The 17,520-nt window shown below is 71.3% G+C and carries 18 protein-coding genes; 14 read left to right on the forward strand and 4 right to left on the reverse strand.

The features are described from left to right. Window positions 1-28 precede the first annotated feature (28 nt). Together NBY69_RS20780 and NBY69_RS20785 are read left to right on the forward strand one after the other, a co-directional pair. The gene (locus NBY69_RS20780; protein ID WP_250302548.1) at window positions 29-703 is read left to right on the forward strand and encodes a lipopolysaccharide biosynthesis protein; all 675 of its coding nucleotides are present in this window, start codon (window positions 29-31) and stop codon (window positions 701-703) included. Continuing rightward, window positions 703-1,860 carry a GNAT family N-acetyltransferase gene (locus NBY69_RS20785; protein WP_250302549.1) on the forward strand — a complete coding sequence of 386 codons (1,158 nt, stop codon included), beginning with the start codon at window positions 703-705 and terminating at the stop codon, window positions 1,858-1,860. The genes NBY69_RS20780 and NBY69_RS20785 overlap by 1 nt, the downstream gene beginning before the upstream one ends. Before the next feature lie 26 nt (window positions 1,861-1,886). Here the strand turns inward: NBY69_RS20785 and NBY69_RS20790 are convergent, their stop codons facing one another. Then, the gene (locus tag NBY69_RS20790) at window positions 1,887-3,251 is read right to left on the reverse strand and encodes a glycoside hydrolase family 26 protein (RefSeq protein ID WP_250302550.1); all 1,365 of its coding nucleotides are present in this window, start codon (window positions 3,249-3,251) and stop codon (window positions 1,887-1,889) included. A gap of 166 nt (window positions 3,252-3,417) precedes the next feature. Here NBY69_RS20790 and NBY69_RS20795 point away from each other — a divergent pair, with 166 nt between their 5' ends. The 4 genes from NBY69_RS20795 (at window position 3,418) to NBY69_RS20810 (ending at window position 7,437) form a co-directional block, all read left to right on the forward strand. Further along, window positions 3,418-4,743 (forward strand): ATP-grasp domain-containing protein, encoded by a 1,326-nt coding sequence (locus NBY69_RS20795; protein WP_250302622.1) that lies wholly within the window; start codon window positions 3,418-3,420, stop codon window positions 4,741-4,743. Between the two features lie 20 nt (window positions 4,744-4,763). Beyond that, window positions 4,764-6,020: an NAD(P)-binding domain-containing protein gene (locus NBY69_RS20800; RefSeq protein WP_250302551.1), complete on the forward strand. Its 1,257-nt coding sequence runs from the start codon at window positions 4,764-4,766 to the stop codon at window positions 6,018-6,020. A gap of 223 nt (window positions 6,021-6,243) precedes the next feature. After that, window positions 6,244-6,810 carry a hypothetical protein gene (locus NBY69_RS20805; protein ID WP_250302552.1) on the forward strand — a complete coding sequence of 189 codons (567 nt, stop codon included), beginning with the start codon at window positions 6,244-6,246 and terminating at the stop codon, window positions 6,808-6,810. Window positions 6,811-6,942: 132 nt separating this feature from the next. After that, window positions 6,943-7,437, forward strand: a complete 495-nt coding sequence (locus NBY69_RS20810) for a DUF5949 family protein (protein ID WP_250302553.1) — start codon at window positions 6,943-6,945, stop codon at window positions 7,435-7,437. A gap of 61 nt (window positions 7,438-7,498) precedes the next feature. On the opposite strand, the gene NBY69_RS20815 is transcribed toward NBY69_RS20810, so the two are convergent. Next, window positions 7,499-8,794 carry a cytochrome P450 gene (locus NBY69_RS20815; protein ID WP_374211307.1) on the reverse strand — a complete coding sequence of 432 codons (1,296 nt, stop codon included), beginning with the start codon at window positions 8,792-8,794 and terminating at the stop codon, window positions 7,499-7,501. A 298-nt stretch (window positions 8,795-9,092) separates the two neighbouring features. Here NBY69_RS20815 and NBY69_RS20820 point away from each other — a divergent pair, with 298 nt between their 5' ends. Together NBY69_RS20820 and NBY69_RS20825 are read left to right on the forward strand one after the other, a co-directional pair. Beyond that, window positions 9,093-9,518, forward strand: coding sequence for a tyrosinase cofactor (locus NBY69_RS20820; protein ID WP_250302554.1), 426 nt, complete (start codon window positions 9,093-9,095; stop codon window positions 9,516-9,518). Between the two features lie 19 nt (window positions 9,519-9,537). Then, window positions 9,538-10,398, forward strand: a complete 861-nt coding sequence (locus NBY69_RS20825; RefSeq protein ID WP_250302555.1) for a tyrosinase family protein — start codon at window positions 9,538-9,540, stop codon at window positions 10,396-10,398. A gap of 234 nt (window positions 10,399-10,632) precedes the next feature. On the opposite strand, the gene NBY69_RS20830 is transcribed toward NBY69_RS20825, so the two are convergent. Continuing rightward, window positions 10,633-10,971, reverse strand: a complete 339-nt coding sequence (locus NBY69_RS20830; RefSeq protein WP_250302556.1) for a chaplin — start codon at window positions 10,969-10,971, stop codon at window positions 10,633-10,635. Window positions 10,972-11,383: 412 nt separating this feature from the next. Between NBY69_RS20830 and dnaK the strand changes: the two genes are divergently transcribed. The 4 genes from dnaK to NBY69_RS20850 all read left to right on the forward strand — a co-directional run bounded on the left by dnaK (window position 11,384) and on the right by NBY69_RS20850 (window position 15,647). Continuing rightward, window positions 11,384-13,249, forward strand: a complete 1,866-nt coding sequence (gene dnaK / locus NBY69_RS20835) for a molecular chaperone DnaK (RefSeq protein WP_250302557.1) — start codon at window positions 11,384-11,386, stop codon at window positions 13,247-13,249. Further along, window positions 13,246-13,902 carry a nucleotide exchange factor GrpE gene (gene grpE / locus NBY69_RS20840; protein WP_250302558.1) on the forward strand — a complete coding sequence of 219 codons (657 nt, stop codon included), beginning with the start codon at window positions 13,246-13,248 and terminating at the stop codon, window positions 13,900-13,902. The genes dnaK and grpE overlap by 4 nt, the downstream gene beginning before the upstream one ends. A gap of 91 nt (window positions 13,903-13,993) precedes the next feature. After that, window positions 13,994-15,187, forward strand: coding sequence for a molecular chaperone DnaJ (gene dnaJ, locus NBY69_RS20845; RefSeq protein WP_250302559.1), 1,194 nt, complete (start codon window positions 13,994-13,996; stop codon window positions 15,185-15,187). A 1-nt stretch (window position 15,188) separates the two neighbouring features. Beyond that, window positions 15,189-15,647 (forward strand): heat shock protein transcriptional repressor HspR, encoded by a 459-nt coding sequence (locus tag NBY69_RS20850; protein WP_250302560.1) that lies wholly within the window; start codon window positions 15,189-15,191, stop codon window positions 15,645-15,647. 97 nt (window positions 15,648-15,744) lie between these two features. Here the strand turns inward: NBY69_RS20850 and NBY69_RS20855 are convergent, their stop codons facing one another. Beyond that, window positions 15,745-16,722 carry a helix-turn-helix transcriptional regulator gene (locus tag NBY69_RS20855; RefSeq protein ID WP_250302561.1) on the reverse strand — a complete coding sequence of 326 codons (978 nt, stop codon included), beginning with the start codon at window positions 16,720-16,722 and terminating at the stop codon, window positions 15,745-15,747. Between the two features lie 189 nt (window positions 16,723-16,911). Between NBY69_RS20855 and NBY69_RS20860 the strand changes: the two genes are divergently transcribed. Both NBY69_RS20860 and NBY69_RS20865 read left to right on the forward strand, forming a co-directional pair. Further along, entirely contained in the window at window positions 16,912-17,127 is a 216-nt protein-coding gene (locus tag NBY69_RS20860) for a hypothetical protein (RefSeq protein WP_250302563.1), read from the forward strand. After that, on the forward strand, window positions 17,124-17,444 hold the full coding sequence (locus NBY69_RS20865) for a (2Fe-2S)-binding protein (protein ID WP_250302565.1): 321 nt from the start codon (window positions 17,124-17,126) through the stop codon (window positions 17,442-17,444). Before NBY69_RS20860 ends, NBY69_RS20865 begins: the two co-directional genes overlap by 4 nt. Window positions 17,445-17,520: the final 76 nt, after the last annotated feature.

The following is a 17,520-nucleotide window of genomic DNA, read 5'->3' on the forward strand; positions in this document are numbered from 1 at the left end:
GTGCACCCGACGAAGAAGTGAGCGACCCATGACCGATGCACCCAAGGAAGAGCTCGACACCCGGCGGATCTTCCGGCGCCGTAGGTTCGCGACGCCGGTCTGGTGGCCGCTGCCGGTGTGCGCCCTCGTCGGCCTGGCGGGCGGGGCGGCGTACGGAGTGCTCGCGCCGCGTGCGTACGACGCCACCAGTTACGTCGTCGCGGTGCCCGAGACCGGCTCCGACGCGGCCACCGCCCTCGGCTTCGCCCAGGCGTACGGACGCATCTCCACCAGCACCGCCACCCTGGCCTACGCCCAGACCGCCGCGGGCGTCCCGGCCCGAACGCTGGGACGGCACGTCCGGACGGAGACCTCGCCGGAGTCCCCGATGATCGGGATCACCGGCACGGCGACCCGGCCGGGCAAGGCCGCCGACATCGCCAACGCGGTCGCCGACGCCCTCACGCTCAGCGGCAACGGCGCGGCGAAGAACACCGGCGTCCGGCTCGTCCTCTTCTCGCAGGCCGTCGCCCCCTCGACGGCCGCCTCGCCGTCGCGGCCCCTGGCCGCGGCCGTCGGCGGCTGCGCGGGCGGCCTCGTCGGCGCCCTCGCCCTGCTGGTGCGCCCGCGCCGTAAGCAGTGGAGCCCCGCCAGTAACGTCCCGGCCCCCGCCGGCAACGTCCCGGCCCCCGCTGAACTCGCCCAGGTGAAGGAACACGTCTGATGCCCGTGGCGACCGGGCCCCGGCCGGGCCTCGTGGTGACGCTGTGCCGGGAGGCCGGGCAGTTCGCCGCGCTGGAGCGGGAGTGGACGGCGCTGCACCGCGGTTGCGCGACCGCCACTCCGTTCCAGAGCCATTCCTGGCTGCACTCCTGGTGGCTGTCGTACGGCACGCCGGGCCGGCTGCGGGTGGTTCTGGTACGGCGCGACGGCCGGCTGGTGGGCGCCGCGCCGCTGATGCTGGTGCACCGGCCGCTGCCGCTGCTCGTGCCGCTCGGCGGTGGGATCTCCGACTTCTCGGACGTCCTGGTCGACGCCACGGACCCGCCCGGCACGCTGTCCGCCCTGGCCGAGGGGCTCCGGCGGGCCGCGCGGCACGCGGTGATCGACCTGCGCGAGGTGCGCCCCGGGGCCGCCGCCGAGCAGCTCTTCGACCGCTGGCCGGGGGTGCGGCGCAGGCTCGACGACTCCGTCTGTCTGGAGCTTCCCGCCGAGCCCATCGACGCGCTCATGAAGCGGCTCGCGGCCTCCAGGGCCCAGCGGGTCCGGGCGAAACTGCGCAAGCTGGACGCGCTCCGGATCGAGGAGCGCACCGTCACGGAGCATGAAGTGCCAGGCTCTGTGAGGGAGTTGCTGCGGCTCCATGAACTCCAGTGGCGCGGGCGCGGGGTCACCCCCGAGCACCTCAGGCCGCGCTTCGCCGAACATCTGACACGCGCCACCCAGCGCATGGTCAGGGACGGCGACGCGGCGCTCACCGAGTACCGGCTGGACGGCGCGGTGATCGCCGCCAATGTCACGCTCCAGTCCGCGCGGCTCACCGGCGGCTATCTGTACGGGGCCGACCCGCAGCTCCGTACCAGGAAGGTCGACGTCGCGACGATGCTGCTGCGCCGCGACGCCCGGCACGCCGCCGAGACCGGCCGGAGCGTGATCAGCCTGCTGCGCGGCACCGAGCCGTACAAGTGCCACTGGCGCCCGGCCGTCGTCACCAACCAGCGGCTGCTGCTCGCGCCGTCCGCGCTCGCGCCGGTCCTGAGCCTGTACGCGGCCCAGTTGGCCGGCCGGGAGCGGGCGGCCGGGACGGCGCGAGCACTCGTGCCCGTGGTGCGCGAGTGGCGGACCAGGATCGACAACTGGCGGGCGGGCGCCGGGAGATGACGCCCTGCCCGCCGTACACGGCGCTGTCAGCGGCCCGGGAGACCGACGCAGATCTGCCGGGGATCCACCCACCGGCCGAGCCACTCGCCCAGACCGGCCGGGAGGCACCACTCCCTGGTGTTGGTCTGCGGTGGGGCATCCGGTGCGACGGGGGGCGTGCCGGTCCCGGGCGTGGGCTGCGTGCTGGGCTGCGTGCTGGGCCGGGCGCTCGGCGGGGTACCGGGCTGCGTACTCGGCTGCGGTCCCGTCTCCGCCGACCCCGTCTCCGCCGACCCCGTCTCCGCCGACCCCGTCTCCGCCGACCCCGTCTCCTCCGACCCCGTCTCCGCCGACCCCGTCTCCTCAGGCTTGGCCTCCTCGGACACCTTCGTCCGGAAGATCTCCGCCGCCCTCGGGTTCTGCCCGCACTGCCACACCCCGTGCGGGCAGTAGTCCGTGATGGTCTGGTAGAGCGGTCTGTGCACGTCGAACCAGTCGAGCATCCGGCGCATGTAGTCGGTGTTGTCGCCGTTCTTGAACAGTCCCCACTCCGGGTAGGAGATCTGCTTCCGGTGCGCGGCGGCGAAGTCGACCTGTGCCTGGAGCCCGTACGGCCCCTTCACCTGGTCGTCGAAGCTGTTGCCCGGCGGCTGGTCGTAGGAGTCCATCCCGATGACGTCGACCGAGTCGTCACCCGGGTAGCACGCGGTCCAGGGCACATCGTCCGGGCCGCGGTTGGGCGCGAAGTCGAAGGTGAACTTCTGACCGGGCACGGAGCGCATCGCCGCGACGATCCGGTTCCAGTACGTCTTCCAGCCCTCGGGGTCCGGTCCGCAGCGGGACGTGAACGTCGTCCCGTTCATCTCCCAGCCCAGCACGACCACCGTGTCGGGCACCCCCAGGGACACCAGCCGCCGGGCGAGCTTGCGGTAGTGCTCGTCGAAGTCGCCGCGGGCGCCCTGCTGGATCAGGTCCCGGACCTCGTAGTCGGAGACCCGGTCCTCGTTGTGCTCCTGCATGGGCACGTTGAGCACGAACATCCGGTCGGCCTCGGCGCGCCGCCAGGCCGCCCAGGTCCCCAGGAACGCGGGCCGGCCCTCGATGTTGGACCAGTCGTCGCCGGGCAGGTAGGTGTGCCCGACCCGCAGGTCCGCGCCGCCCAGCCAGCGCGACAGGTCCGCCATGCGGCGCACACCGGCCGCCCCGTAGTCCAGGTACGCGCCCACCGCGGGCTCCGGGGCCGGGGCCGGGGACGCGGCGGGCGCCGGTCCGGGCGGTGCGGATCCGGCGGGCGCGGGTCCGGGAGGCAACGGGAGGGGCGCCCCCTGCGCGAGGCCCGCGCCGGTCATGAGAAGACCGGCGGCCACGGTTCCGATGCACGCGCCCGTCAGCCGGCGGTGGTGGTGAGGCATACGGCTCCTCCTCGTCGATCCCACTGGTTCCGAGTCACTGAATCGGCGGACTCATCGGCTCTGGTCACACCGTGCAACCCACGGGCCGCTCGGGCACCCGGCATTAGCCCATCTGCGGGCCCGGTGACTTCCAGTCAGCTCCATCCAGGTGAAAGACGTGACGTGCATGCCACCGTTCGGCGCCGGGGCTCCGGCCCTGCTCCTCCGGCTCGACCGCAATCCCCTGCACCACGGCACCCTCGGGGCCGTCAGGTCGCTGGGGCGGGCCGGGGTGGAGGTCCATGCCGTGGTCGAGTCGGCCGACAGCCCCGTCACCAGGTCGCGCCATCTGCACCACTCGCACCTCCGGCCGCAGGGCCGCATCACCCCTGACGTCTTCCGGAAGATGCTCCTGAGGATCTCCGACCGGATCGGCAGACCGGCCGTACTGATCGCGATGGACGACATCAGCGCCATCCACGTCGCCGCGCTCGCCCCGCGGCTGACCGGGCGCTACCTGCTGCCCGCGCAGCCGCTCGACCTGCCGGAGCGGCTCGCCGACAAGTCCGAACTCGCCGGGCTCTGTGCCGAGTCGGGGATCGCCCATCCGGCCACGGTGATCCCCGGCAGCGCCGCCGACGCGGCGTCGGCGGCCCGCGAACTGGGCCTGCCGATGGTCGCCAAGTGGAGCCGGCCCTGGCTGCTGCCCACCGGTTCGGGGCTGCGCAGTACGACGCTGGTGCGCTCGGCGGCCGACGCGGCACGGCTGTACGAGCAGCACACCACGGCGGGCAGCAGGCTGCTCCTCCAGCGCTGGCTGCCGTACGAGCCGGGCAACGACTGGTTCTTCCACGGCTACTTCGCCGACCGGGACCGCTGCCTGATGGGCGGCACCGGCCGCAAGGTGCTGTCCTGGCCGGTCCGCGCCGGGCTCACCGCGATGGGCAGCTGGCAGCCCAACCGGGAGGTGGAGCTGGCCGCCGGGCGGCTGGCCGCCCATGTCGGCTACCGCGGCATCCTCGACCTCGACTTCCGCCGCGACCCGTCGACCGGCCGGTTCCACCTGCTGGACTTCAACCCGCGCCCCGGCGCCCAGTTCCGCCTCTTCACCGACCGGTCGGGGCTCGATGTCGTACGGGCGCAGTACCTGGATCTGACCGGCCGCACCGTGCCCCCTCCGGCCGCCCGCCCCGGCCGGGTCTTCGTCGCGGAGAACTACGCGCTGCTCTCGCTGCTCGCCTCGGGGGGCCGCCCCTGGCCCTTCGCGGCGGGCGGTACGCGCGGGGGCGGGCGGGCCGGTACCGAAAAGGCCGGTACCGAGCGGGCCTGGTTCGCGGGCGACGACGTCTCCCCCTTCCTGGCCATGGGCGCGGTGTGGTGCGGCAAGGGGCTGCGCAAGGGCGCGCGGCGGCTGCGTCCGGGGCCGCGCCGAGGCGGCGGAGTGCCCGCCACCCGGGCCTCTCCCGGCGGGAGTTCCACCCACCCTCTCGACCCGGCGTCCGCGCCACGATGAGAAAGAGCGAGGACCGCATCATGTACGACCTGGCAGTCATCGGAGCCGGTCCCTACGGGCTGTCCGTAGCCGCCCATGCCGCGACCGCAGGGCTGCGGACCCGGGTGCTCGGCAGGCCGATGGCGTCCTGGCGCGACCACATGCCGCACGGCATGTTCCTGAAGTCGGAGCCCTGGGCGTCCAACCTGTCCGACCCGGCGGGCCGCCACACCCTCGACGCGTACTGCTCCGCCCGCGGCCTGCGCCCCACCCACGGCAACCCGCTCGCCATCAGCACCTTCACCGAGTACGGCCTGTGGTTCGCCCGGCGGGCCGCGCCGCGGCCCGAGGAACTGACCGTCACCCGGGTGGTGCCGGGCCCCGGCGGGTTCCTGGTCGAGACGGCCGAGGGCGAGTCGTTCCGTACGCGCACGGTGGCCCTCGCGATCGGCGTGCTGCCGTTCGTCAACATCCCCGCCCCGCTGCGGGCGCTGCCCGGCGACCGCTACTCGCACAGCAGCGGCCACCGGGACCTGAGCCGCTTCGCCGGCCAGGACGTGACGGTGGTGGGCGCGGGCCAGGCGGCGCTGGAGACCGCGGCCCTGCTCGCCGAACACGGCGCCCGGCCGAGGCTGCTGGCCCGCGCGGACCGACTGCACTGGAACACCCCGCCGCAGCCGCTGCGCCGGAGCCCGCTGCGCGCGCTCCGCGAACCGCACAGCGGCCTCGGCACGGGCTGGAGCAGCTGGGTCTGGTCGGAGATCCCCGGCTGCGTACGTCATCTGCCGGGCCGCACCCGGGCCCGGATCGCCGCCACCGCGCTGGGCCCTGCCGGTGCCTGGTGGCTGCGCGACCGCTTCGAGCAGCGGGTGCCGGTGGAGCTGGGGCACGAGATGCTGAGCGCCACCGAGGCGGACGGCCGGGTGCGGCTCGTGCTGGCCGCCGCCGGAACCCGTACGGGCACCCGGACCGTCGAGACCGACCATGTCGTCGCGGCCACCGGTTTCACTCCGGACCTCGGCCGTCTGGGCATGCTCGACGACCGGCTGCGGTGCTCGCTGGCGACCGTCGGTCCCAGCCGCTCGCCGGAGCTGAGCGCGGGGTTCGAGTCCTCGTACCCCGGACTGTTCTTCGCGGGGCTGCTGGCCGCGCCGTCGTTCGGCCCGTCGATGCGTTTCGTGCACGGGGCCACCTTCACCGCGGGACGGCTGGTGCGCGGGGTCCGGTACAGGCTGAGCCGGTCCGGGTCCGTACCCGGGCAGCCGGGGGAGGTCCGGTCGCGGGCAGGCGTGCGGTGAGTCCGGTCCCCCGGACGGCGTGCGGTACGGCATGCGGTACGGCGTCCCGGCAGTAACACATTCAACCGTCAATCGTTGACCACGGCGTCGCATGGGGAACTTCGTTTCCCTGCCGGGCTGTCCAGGCCCGCACGGTCCTGGGCAGCCCGTCCTCCCGCAGTCGCCTCTCCGGTCAACTCCCGCTCTGCCGAAGCAAGTTCGGCAGATGGCATATGGAGAGCACATGAACGTTCCGAGATCCGCACTGCTCGCGGTCCTGCTGCTGGGCCTCACGGCCTGTCAGGGTTCGCCCGGCACCGACGACGCCGGCCCGGCGGGGACCGCCACCGTCCGTCCGGCGGCCGGACCCCCGGGCAGCGCGTCGGCCCCCGCGCGGCTCGGCGACACGGCCGATCTGCGGGGGGCGGGGAGCGGGGCGGGGAAAGGCCGCCACCTCCAGGTCACCACGGGCGCCTTCGTCGACCCGGCGATCACCGTGATGGCCGGGCCCGCCGCGGGGCCGGGGCTGCGCCGGACGGGGATCGAGTTCGAGATCGTCAATGTGGGCGGTACCGCCTACCGTGCGGTCCCCGGTTCCGTCTGGATCGTCGACAGCGCGGGGCAGCGCCACCGGCCGGTCGCCACGGGTGAGCTGACGACCGGCGCGCCCTTCGTGTACCGGTCGCTCGCCGCGGGGGAACGGGACGAGGGCTGGTTCGTGTTCGAGGTGCCGGAGACCGCGTCCGTGGCCTCGGTGCACTTCGGCGACGGGAGCGGAGCGGACACCACCACGGCGGTCTGGAAGCTCTGAGGGCCTGTCGGGCGACCGGTGCACGGGGTCGCCGCACACACGCCCTGAAGTGATGGCTTTGGGCTGCCCGATTGCTCCATCCGGGTGAACGGCCGCCTTCGGCGGGGTGGCCCGCCACTAGGGTCCCGAGCCATGACCGCATCCCAGACCGCCACCAGCACCGCCCGACGCGCCCAGTTGGGCACGCTCTCCGTGCTCGCCTGGTCCGGCGACCCCGACACGCACAACAAGCCCTATCTGCTCGCGTACTCGCTCGGCGACGGGAAGGACGGGGCCGAGGCCGGTGAGGCCGCGGTCCGTGCGGTCTTCGCCGAGCTGGGCATCCCGATGGGCAGCGAGCTGGCCGACGGCTCGCGGCCCGGCTTCCCGGTACGGCTGCTCGTCGAGGGCGGTCAGGCGGTGCTCGACATGCCGTACCTGAAAGCCCAGTGCACCGTCCCGGCCGAGTGGCTCCGGGCCGTCGCCGACCAGGGCGAGGTGCACTTCATGTTCGCCGCGAAGCCGTGGCCGGAGGCGGCCCCGGGCCGGCAGGTGTCCGAGGAGACGCTCACCGCGTTCGTCGGCGACGAGACCATGCTCAGCACGTCCGCGCACTGCCTGCTGCCGGTCACCCAGCTGCGGAGGTGACCCGGCTCCGCGGCCGGGCGGACGGGGGACCGGGGCCCGTGCTCCGGCCCCGGCGGGGCCGTTACGGGGCCGGCGGGTCGAAGGCGAACCGCAGCGCGCGCACCCGGTTGTCGAAGTTCGACCCGGCCAGCTCGGGGACGCCCACCGCGCGCAGCGCCCGCGGGCGGCTCAGCAGCTCGCGGAAGAGGGCCTTGATCTCCTGGCGGGCCAGATGGGCGCCCAGGCAGAAGTGCGGTCCGCCGCCCCCGTACCCCAGGTGGGGGTTGGGGCTGCGGGTGATGTCGAAGGCGTCCGGGTCGGGGAAGACCGCCTCGTCGCGGTTGGCGGACGCGTAGTAGAGGACCACCTTGTCGCCGGGGCGGAAGGTGCGCCCGCCCAGCGAGTACTCCGCCCGTACCGTCCTGCGGAACTGGATGATCGGCGTCGAGTGCCGCAGGATCTCGTCGACCGCGCCGTCGGCGTACCGGTCGAAGTCCGAGGCGAGCAGGGCCCGTTGCTCCGGGTGGTCGGTCAGCAGGGCCAGCGCGTGAGTGATCGCGTTGCGGGTGGTCTCCACTCCGGCCACCATCAGCAGCGAGAAGAACGCCCCCAGCTGGCGGGCGTCGAGCGCCTGGCCGTCGACGTCCGCGCCGACCAGGGCCGAGATGAGGTCGCCGGTGGGCCGCCGGCGCCGCTCGCGGCCCAGCGTGGCCATCATCAGGTGCATCCGGGCCAGCGCCCGCAGCCCCCGGCCGGGGACGCGGAGGCGGGTGGCGATACCGCGCTCGACCCCCACGTTCTCCGAGGCGTGGTCGACCCGTCCGGCGATCTCGGGACGGTAGTGCTCCGGGATGCCCATGAGGTTGCAGATGACTTCGAACGGCATCCGGGAGGCCACCGATGCCACGAACTCGCCGGGCCGTTCGGCGATCATGTCGTCCACGATGCGCGCGGCGACCCGGCGGATGTCCTCGTCGGCGGCGGCGAGCAGCCGCGGCGTGAAGGCGCGCGAGACGACCCGGCGCAGCTGGGTGTGGTGCGGGGCGTCCAGGTTGACCATGGAATCGCCGAACAGGAACCTGACCCACCCGGCGGGCTCCGGCGTGGTGACCCCGGGAGCACTGGCGAACACCTGGGGCAGCCGGCTCGCCCGCACCACGTCGTCGTGGGTGACCAGCGCGTAGAACCCCTGCTCGGGCCGGAGCCAGGTGGCGGGGCGCTCCACGAAGTACGCGGGTCTGTCGAGCCGCCGGAGCGAGGCGAAGGCGTCGAGCCGTGCGGCGGGCGGCAGTTGCCAGAACGCCGGATCCGCCAGGCCGATCTCCTGCTGCGGCCGGGCCGTGTGCCGTACGGCCGACTGCGCCGGGACCTTCTCCACCTCAGCCTCCCCTCGGGCCGACCGGCCCTGATCCGGCGGTCATCGTGGCGTACGGCGCGGGCCGCCGTCCGTCCGTACGCGCAGGGCGGGCGAGGTTCCCCCGCACGGGGCGGCGGACTCCTCCGGACGGGCGAACCGTGACCGTAAGGGCTGATCAGAGCCCCTCCGACGGGTCTGGTGCGAAGAACTGTTCCGGTGCGCCCTCGTTGTCACCGATGTCATCGACGAGGCGCGGTCCGTCGTGCACCACTCACGGCGGGGCGCGCCGCTCAGCGGGCCGAAATCGGAGGGAGCCGGGATGAGTGTGCGGACGCACGGCAGGACGAGGACGGGGTGGCTGCGGCATCTGTCACGCCGCGGGGTGCTGAGGGCGGCGTTCGGGGCAGGTGTCGTGAGCGGGACCGCCGGGGCGCTGGCCCCGATCGTGAACGCGGAGGGCATCGCGGACGGCGACCGCACCGGGGCGGCGGGTCCGCTGCCGGAGCTGCGGGAGGTGTTCGACGAGATGTACCGGGGGCGCCGCATCCGGGGCGTCGAGTCCGCCGGGGGCGTCGAGATCACCGTCGACGGACGGCCGCTGCACGTCATGCGGCGGGCCGACGGGGGCTACCTCAGCATGGTGAACCACTACGAGTCGTTCCCGACACCGCTCGCCGTGGCGCGCGGCGCGGTCGACGAACTGGGCACCGCCCAGCTGTCGTTGACGTCCATGCAGCAGTTCTGACCGGGGAAGGTGCCGCACCGTGTACGTCCGCAAGAACCAGAAGAACCTCACCGGTGCCGAGAAGAAGCGGTTCGTCTCGGCGGTCCTGGAGGTCAAGCGCTCGGGGCAGTACGACGACTTCGTCAGGACGCACGGCGAGTACTACGTGCCCGACGGCTCCCAGGGTGAGCGGGTCGCCCACATGGCGCCCACGTTCTTCCCCTGGCACCGCCGCTTCGTGCTGGACTTCGAGCGTGCTCTCCAGGCGGTCGCGCCGGGGGTGACCGTTCCGTACTGGGACTGGACCGTCGACAACACCCCGGCCGCCGCGCTGTGGGGCGACGACTTCCTGGGCGGGGACGGGCGCCGGGGTGACCAGCAGGTCATGACCGGGCCGTTCGCGTACCGCAACGGCAACTGGGAGGTCCGGGTCGGGGTGACCGACAACCCGTTCCTCACCCGGAACTTCGGCCGCCCCGCCAACCCGGTCCCGCTGCCCACCAGGGCCGATCTGGCCCGTGCCATGAAGGAGCCGTTCTACGACGCGGCCCCGTGGGACTCCACCGTGCCGCACGGGTTCCGCAACACCTTCGAGGGCTGGGGGCTCCGCGGCGGTCCGCCCTGGCGCAACCACAATCTGGTGCACCGCTGGGTGGGCGGGATGATGAACAGCGCGACCTCGCCCAACGATCCGGTCTTCTGGCTGCACCACTCCTTCTGCGACCTGGTCTGGGACCGCTGGCAGAAGGCGCATCCGCGGGCCGGGTTCCTCCCCGCAGGGAAGCTCCCCGACGGGGATCCGCAGAGCGGCCGGGTCTTCGGCCTGGACGAGCCGATGCCGCCCTGGGGCGTCACCCCGTCGTCGCTGATGAGCCACCAGGGGATCTACCGCTACGCATAAAACCTGTCCGGCCGATCTCGGCCGGACAGGTCCTGGCGGGCGGAGCCGCTGGTGCACGGGCGGGCATTCGGCGCACGCCTCCACGCACACGCCTCCACGCACACGCCTCCACGCACACGCCTCCACGCACTCGCCTCCATGCACACGTCTGCGGCCACCCCCCGGAGGGGATGGCCGCAGGGCGCGGGACGCGGGTCCCGCCGTTCTTGTGTCGTTGGGTGCCGCGTGGGGCACTCAGCCGCCGTAGCCGCCCTCGCCGTGACCGTGACCGTAGCCGCCCTCGTCGTGGCCGTGCTCGTGGCCGTGCTCGTGGCCGCGACCGTGGTCGTGGTTGTCGACGTTGATGCAGGTGTTGCCGAACGCCGGGTTCAGCAGGCCGATCACGTTCACGGTGTTGCCGCAGAGGTTGATCGGGACGTGGACCGGGACCTGGACCTGGTTGCCCGAGATGACACCGGGGGAGCCGACAGCGGCACCCTGGGCCCCGGCGTCGGCAGCGGCCAGACCGGCGGAGCCCGCCAGGACGGCGCCGGCGCTCGCGAGTACGGCGGCGGCCTTCACGATTCGAGACATTGCGTTCTCCTTGGAGCTCTGTAACTGGAACATCGGGGGTCAGCCGCAGGATTCACAGCCTGACGAGTCGTTCAACGCCGCAGCGCACAGGCGGTAACGGATGACGATCAAAGTCAGGGGCGTGCGGCGCGGACGAGCGCCCTCCTGCCTCAGGGGCATTCAAACGGAAATAAGCTAAATCATCGGACATTTCGGACGGTAGGCTCTCCCGTGTCGCACCCGGCTCGCGCCCTCGTGTCGCGCGCCTCCGGTGCCCATCTCGTCGATCCCGACCCGTCTGACCTGCGGCAATGGCCCATTGCGCATAAGGTTGGGATAAAAGTTGAGTCTGTCCGACTCAGGGCAGTTGACTGCTCCGGATCTGTCGTGCACTCTTGAGCCAGTTCCACTCAAGTCAGCTGGAGGATTCACCATGGCACGTGCGGTCGGCATCGACCTGGGCACGACTAATTCCGTCGTCAGCGTTCTCGAAGGCGGCGAGCCCACCGTCATCACCAACGCCGAAGGCGCCAGGACCACGCCGTCCGTCGTCGCCTTCGCCAAGAACGGCGAGGTGCTCGTCGGCGAGGTCGCCAAGCGCCAGGCAGTCACGAACGTCGACAGGACCATCCGGTCGGTCAAGCGCCACATGGGCACCGACTGGAAGATCGACCTGGACGGCAAGAGCTTCAACCCGCAGCAGATGAGCGCCTTCATCCTGCAGAAGCTGAAGCGTGACGCCGAGTCGTACCTGGGAGAGAAGGTCACCGACGCGGTGATCACCGTCCCGGCGTACTTCAACGACTCCGAGCGCCAGGCGACGAAGGAGGCCGGCGAGATCGCGGGCCTGAACGTCCTGCGTATCGTCAACGAGCCGACCGCCGCCGCCCTGGCGTACGGGCTCGACAAGGACGACCAGACCATCCTCGTCTTCGACCTCGGTGGCGGCACCTTCGACGTGTCGCTCCTGGAGATCGGTGACGGCGTCGTCGAGGTCAAGGCCACCAACGGTGACAACCACCTCGGTGGTGACGACTGGGACCAGCGCGTCGTCGACTACCTGGTGAAGCAGTTCGCCAACGGTCACGGCGTGGACCTGGCCAAGGACAAGATGGCTCTCCAGCGTCTCCGCGAGGCCGCGGAGAAGGCGAAGATCGAGCTGTCGTCCTCCACCGAGACCACGATCAACCTGCCGTACATCACGGCGTCGGCCGAGGGCCCGCTGCACCTGGACGAGAAGCTCACCCGCGCCCAGTTCCAGCAGCTCACCGCCGACCTGCTGGACCGGTGCAAGAGCCCGTTCCACAACGTCATCAAGGACGCGGGCATCCAGCTCTCCGAGATCGACCACGTCGTTCTCGTCGGTGGCTCGACCCGTATGCCGGCCGTCGCCGAGCTCGTCAAGGAGCTCACCGGTGGCCAGGACGCCAACAAGGGTGTGAACCCGGACGAGGTCGTCGCGATCGGCGCCTCGCTCCAGGCCGGTGTCCTCAAGGGCGAGGTCAAGGACGTCCTGCTCCTCGACGTGACGCCGCTTTCCCTCGGTATCGAGACCAAGGGAGGGATCATGACCAAGCTCATCGAGCGCAACACCACGATCCCGACCAAGCGTTCCGAGATCTTCACGACGGCCGAGGACAACCAGCCGTCCGTGCAGATCCAGGTGTACCAGGGCGAGCGCGAGATCGCGGCGTACAACAAGAAGCTCGGGATGTTCGAGCTCACCGGTCTGCCGCCGGCCCCGCGTGGCGTGCCGCAGATCGAGGTCGCCTTCGACATCGACGCCAACGGCATCATGCACGTCGCTGCCAAGGACCTCGGCACCGGCAAGGAGCAGAAGATGACCGTCACCGGTGGCTCCTCGCTGCCGAAGGACGAGGTCAACCGGATGCGCGAAGAGGCCGAGCAGTACGCGGACGAGGACCACAAGCGCCGCGAGGCCGCCGAGTCGCGCAACCAGGGCGAGCAGCTCGTCTACCAGACCGAGAAGTTCCTCAAGGACAACGAGGACAAGGTCCCGGGCGACGTCAAGACGGAGGTCGAGGAGTCCCTCACCGAGCTGAAGGAGAAGCTCAAGGGCGAGGACACCGCCGAGATCCGTACGGCCACCGAGAAGGTCGCCGCCGTCTCGCAGAAGCTCGGCCAGGCGATGTACGCGAACGCCGAGGGTGCGGCCGCAGCAGGCGGTGCCCCCGGTGCCGAGGGCGCGCAGGAGCAGGCCACCGACGCTCCTGACGACGTCGTCGACGCCGAGATCGTGGACGACGAGAAGGACGGCCGTCAGGGAGGCGCCGCATGACGGAGGAGACTCCGGGCTTCGAGGAGAAGCCCGACGTCCCCTCCGGCGCGACCTCCGAAGACGCCGCGCCGAAGGCCGCCGGGTCCGACTCCGAGAAGGAGTCGGGCCCGGCGGCCCCGGCCGGGGACGCACAGCAGAACCAGGAAACCGCGCTTGTCGCCCAGCTGGACCAGGCCCGTACGGCGCTCACCGAGCGCACCGCGGACCTCCAGCGGCTGCAGGCCGAGTACCAGAACTACCGCCGCCGGGTGGAACGGGACAGGGTCCAGGTCAAGGAGGTCGCGATCGCGAACCTGCTGTCCGAGCTCCTCCCGACGCTCGACGACATCGGCCGCGCCCGGGAGCACGGCGAGCTGGTCGGCGGCTTCAAGTCGGTGGCCGACTCGCTGGAGACCGTCGTCGCCAAGATGGGCCTCCAGCAGTTCGGCAAGGAGGGCGAGCCCTTCGACCCGACGATCCACGAAGCGCTGATGCACTCGTACGCCCCGGACATCACCGAGGACACGTGCGTGGCGATCCTGCAGCCCGGGTATCGGTTCGGCGAGCGCACCATCCGTCCCGCGCGCGTCGCGGTGGCCGAGCCCCAGCCGGGTGCCCAGGCCAAGGACGATGCGTCGGACGAGGACAGCGGTGGCCCGGAGGAGAGCGCGTGACCCGGTTCCGCGTGGATCAGAGCCCGCGCGGAACCGGACCCCGCACCCTGCGGGCCGAGGAAGGCAGTAACCGGAAGGAGGGACGTCGGGGATGAGTACCAAGGACTTCGTCGAGAAGGACTACTACAAGGTTCTCGGCGTCCCGAAGGACGCCACCGAGGCCGAGATCAAGAAGGCGTACCGGAAGCTCGCCCGCGAGCTGCACCCGGACGCCAACAAGAGCGACGCCAAGGCCGAGGAGCGCTTCAAGGAGGTCTCCGAGGCGAACGACGTCCTCGGTGACCAGAAGAAGCGCAAGGAGTACGACGAAGCGCGTGCTCTCTTCGGTAACGGCGGCTACCGGCCGGGACCCGGGGCCGGCGGCGGCTCGTTCAACTTCGACCTGGGGGACCTCTTCGGGGGCACCCCGGGCGGCGGACAGCCGGGCGGCGCCGGAGCCGGTGGCTTCGGCGGCGGGCTCGGGGACGTGTTCGGCGGGCTGTTCAACCGGGGCGGCGGTCCCGGTACCACCCGTACCCAGCCCCGCCGCGGTCAGGACATCGAGACCGAGGTGACGCTCAGCTTCACCGAGGCGGTCGACGGGGCCACGGTCCCGTTGCGGATGTCCAGCCAGGCCCCCTGCAAGGCCTGTTCGGGCACCGGCGACAAGAACGGCACACCGCGGGTCTGCCCGACCTGTGTCGGCACCGGCCAGGTGTCGCGCGGCAGCGGCGGCGGTTTCTCGCTGACCGATCCGTGCGTGGACTGCAAGGGCCGCGGGCTCATCGCCGAGAACCCCTGCGACGTCTGCAAGGGCTCCGGCCGCGCCAAGTCGTCCCGGACCATGCAGGTCCGGATCCCGGCGGGCGTCTCCGACAACCAGCGGATCCGGCTGCGCGGCAAGGGCACCCCGGGCGAGCGGGGCGGTCCGGCCGGCGACCTCTACGTGATCGTCCATGTCGACGCCCACCCGGTCTTCGGCCGCAAGGGCGACAACCTCACGGTCACCGTGCCCGTCACCTTCGCGGAGGCGGCGCTCGGCGGCGAGGTCAGGGTCCCGACGCTCAGCGGGCCCCCGGTCACGCTGAAACTGCCCGCGGGCACGCCCAACGGCCGTACGATGCGCGCCCGTGGCAAGGGTGCGCTGCGCAAGGACGGCACCCGCGGTGACCTGCTGGTCACCGTCGAGGTGGCCGTGCCGCAGGACCTCAGCGACAAGGCACGCGAGTCGCTGGAGACCTACCGTGAGGCGACTGCGGGAGAGGATCCGCGGGCGGAGCTGTTCCAGGCTGCGAAGGGAGCTTGAGATGAACGGCCGACGGCGTCGTGACAATTCAATGGGGTACGAACTGACCGACGAGTCACCCGTGTACGTCATCTCGGTCGCCGCTCAGCTCTCGGGCCTGCACCCGCAGACCCTGCGTCAGTACGACCGTCTCGGCCTGGTCTCCCCGGACCGGACGGCCGGGCGGGGCCGGCGCTACTCGGCCCAGGACATCGAACTGCTCCGTACGGTGCAGCAGTTGTCCCAGGACGAGGGCATCAACCTGGCGGGCATCAAGCGCATCATCGAACTGGAACACCAGGTCGCCGCGTTGCAGGCCCGGGTCGCCGAACTGTCCGCCGCGGTGGACGGTGCGGCGACGGCGATGCAGCAGCGCGAGGCCCAGGTCCACGCCTCGTACCGGCGTGACCTGGTCCCGTACCAGGACGTGCAGCAGACCAGCGCGCTGGTGGTGTGGCGGCCCAAGAGGCCGTCGGACTGAGGGCGTTGGTCCGGATTTCCGGAAGGAAGGGGTGGTGGGCCGTGATGGCCCGCCCCCCCCTTCCCGCTGTCCGGCCGCAGCGGTCAGTGGTCAGTGGTCAGTGGTCCAGGATTCCGGACTGCGCGATGAGATAGCCCAGCTGGGCACGGCTGTTGCTGCCCAGGGACGCGGAGAGTTTGGCGACATGGGCCCGGCAGGTCCGTACGTTCATTCCGAGCCGGCGCGCGATTGCCTCGTCGACATGGCCCTCGACCAGCAGTTTCGCGATGGCCCGCTGCGCGCCGGAGACACCGTCGAGCTGGGGGGCGTACGCGACGGGCTCGGCCCAGGGGACGGCGTGCAGCCAGAACTGCTCGAAGACGCCCACCAGATACTGGACCAGACCTTCGTGACGCAGCTCCAGGGCGACCTGGCGGTCGCTGCGGGCGGGTATGAAGGCGACCCGGCGGTCCACGATGATCAGCCGGTCGATGATCTCCTCAAGCGTCCGCACCTCCACGGCGTACGGCTCGACCCGCTCCATGTAGGCGAGTGTGGCCGGGTGGTGGCGCGCGGTGTGCTGGTACAGCGTGCGCATCCTGACGCCCAGGTCGAGCAGGGGGGCGACCCGCTGGAGCCCTTCCTGGAGGGTCTGCGGCTTACGGCCGCTGCCGGGCTGGATGGTGAGGATCTCCTCGCGGGCCTCGGCGGTCACCCGGTCCAGCGTGGCGTTGATGTTGTTGAGACCGTTGAGCACCGTGATGGCGTGCGTGGTCGGCGGATCCTGCGGGGTGATGGACATGAATGGCTCAAAGGTGTCGGCCAGCGAGATGGTGAGCCGTCTGCGCTCTTGGATCTCCCGCTCGATGGGGTGTATTAGCTGAGTCAGCGCTGCGGACGGGGCAACCGGCCGGTACCACTCTGCGTCCTCAGGGTCTGGATGCAGAAGTGCCAGCTCGAAGAGGCAGGCGGTGCCCTCCGTCTCGGAACGGGCTATGCGGCCGGTGCGCAGGGCGTTGGCATAAAGGCGTTTCCCCTCTTCGCACAACCCCCCTTGAGGGTGACGGTGTTCCGTATCGCCCGAATTTGACTGCATATACACCCCCCTCATGTTCCTGTATTACAGGAACATGATGCCCGCACTTGCTGGTGGAAGCGTGCGGAGTGAGCCATCGTCTTCAGTACGGGGGAGGGAGGTAGGGATCACATGAGGTGGAGATCGTCCATGTCCAGGATGGTTCGTTCGGTTTGTGCACTTGCCGTAGCAGCGGCGGCTTTTGGTTTCGTGGCCAGCTACGAGGTCACGTGGGAGGGGTCCCCGGCTCACAGCACGGTGGCGAACCCCGGTGAGGTGACGTGGGAGAGCACGCCGGCCGATGTCGTGGCCGCGCCCCCCGGTGAGGTCACCTGGGAGAGCATCCCCGCGAACGCCAAGCTTTCGCAGCCCGGCGAGGTCACCTGGGAGATCGCTCCGGCCCACGTCGGATCCGCAGGCGCATGACAGTCCCACCGGACGACAGAGTCTTCCAGCGCGAGATGGCTGTGGCCTACCGCTCCGGGTGGCATTTCATCGACCTCGTCACGGCCATTCCGCACCGTGGTGATTCGTTGATGGTCACCCTGTTCGGCGAGCCGATCGTGGTCGTACGCGAGGAAGACGAAGACGTTCGCGCATACCGGTGCCTGCGCAAGCCCCGGGGTGCACCACAGCCTGTCCGCTGTGTCATTCGTTACGGCATGGTTTTCGTCAATCTCGACCGGCGCGACCACCAGTTGTTCGGTGTCGAGCCCAATGCAGCCATCCCCCGCAGTGCCTGAAGCGATTCCCCCGTCGTAACCAGATCGCTCAGGTACTTCCCCCACACAGCGGCGCCACCGTGACCTGAACACGGTG

The organism is Streptomyces sp. A 4/2 (assembly GCF_940670765.1).
In the GTDB taxonomy this organism is placed as follows: domain Bacteria; phylum Actinomycetota; class Actinomycetes; order Streptomycetales; family Streptomycetaceae; genus Streptomyces.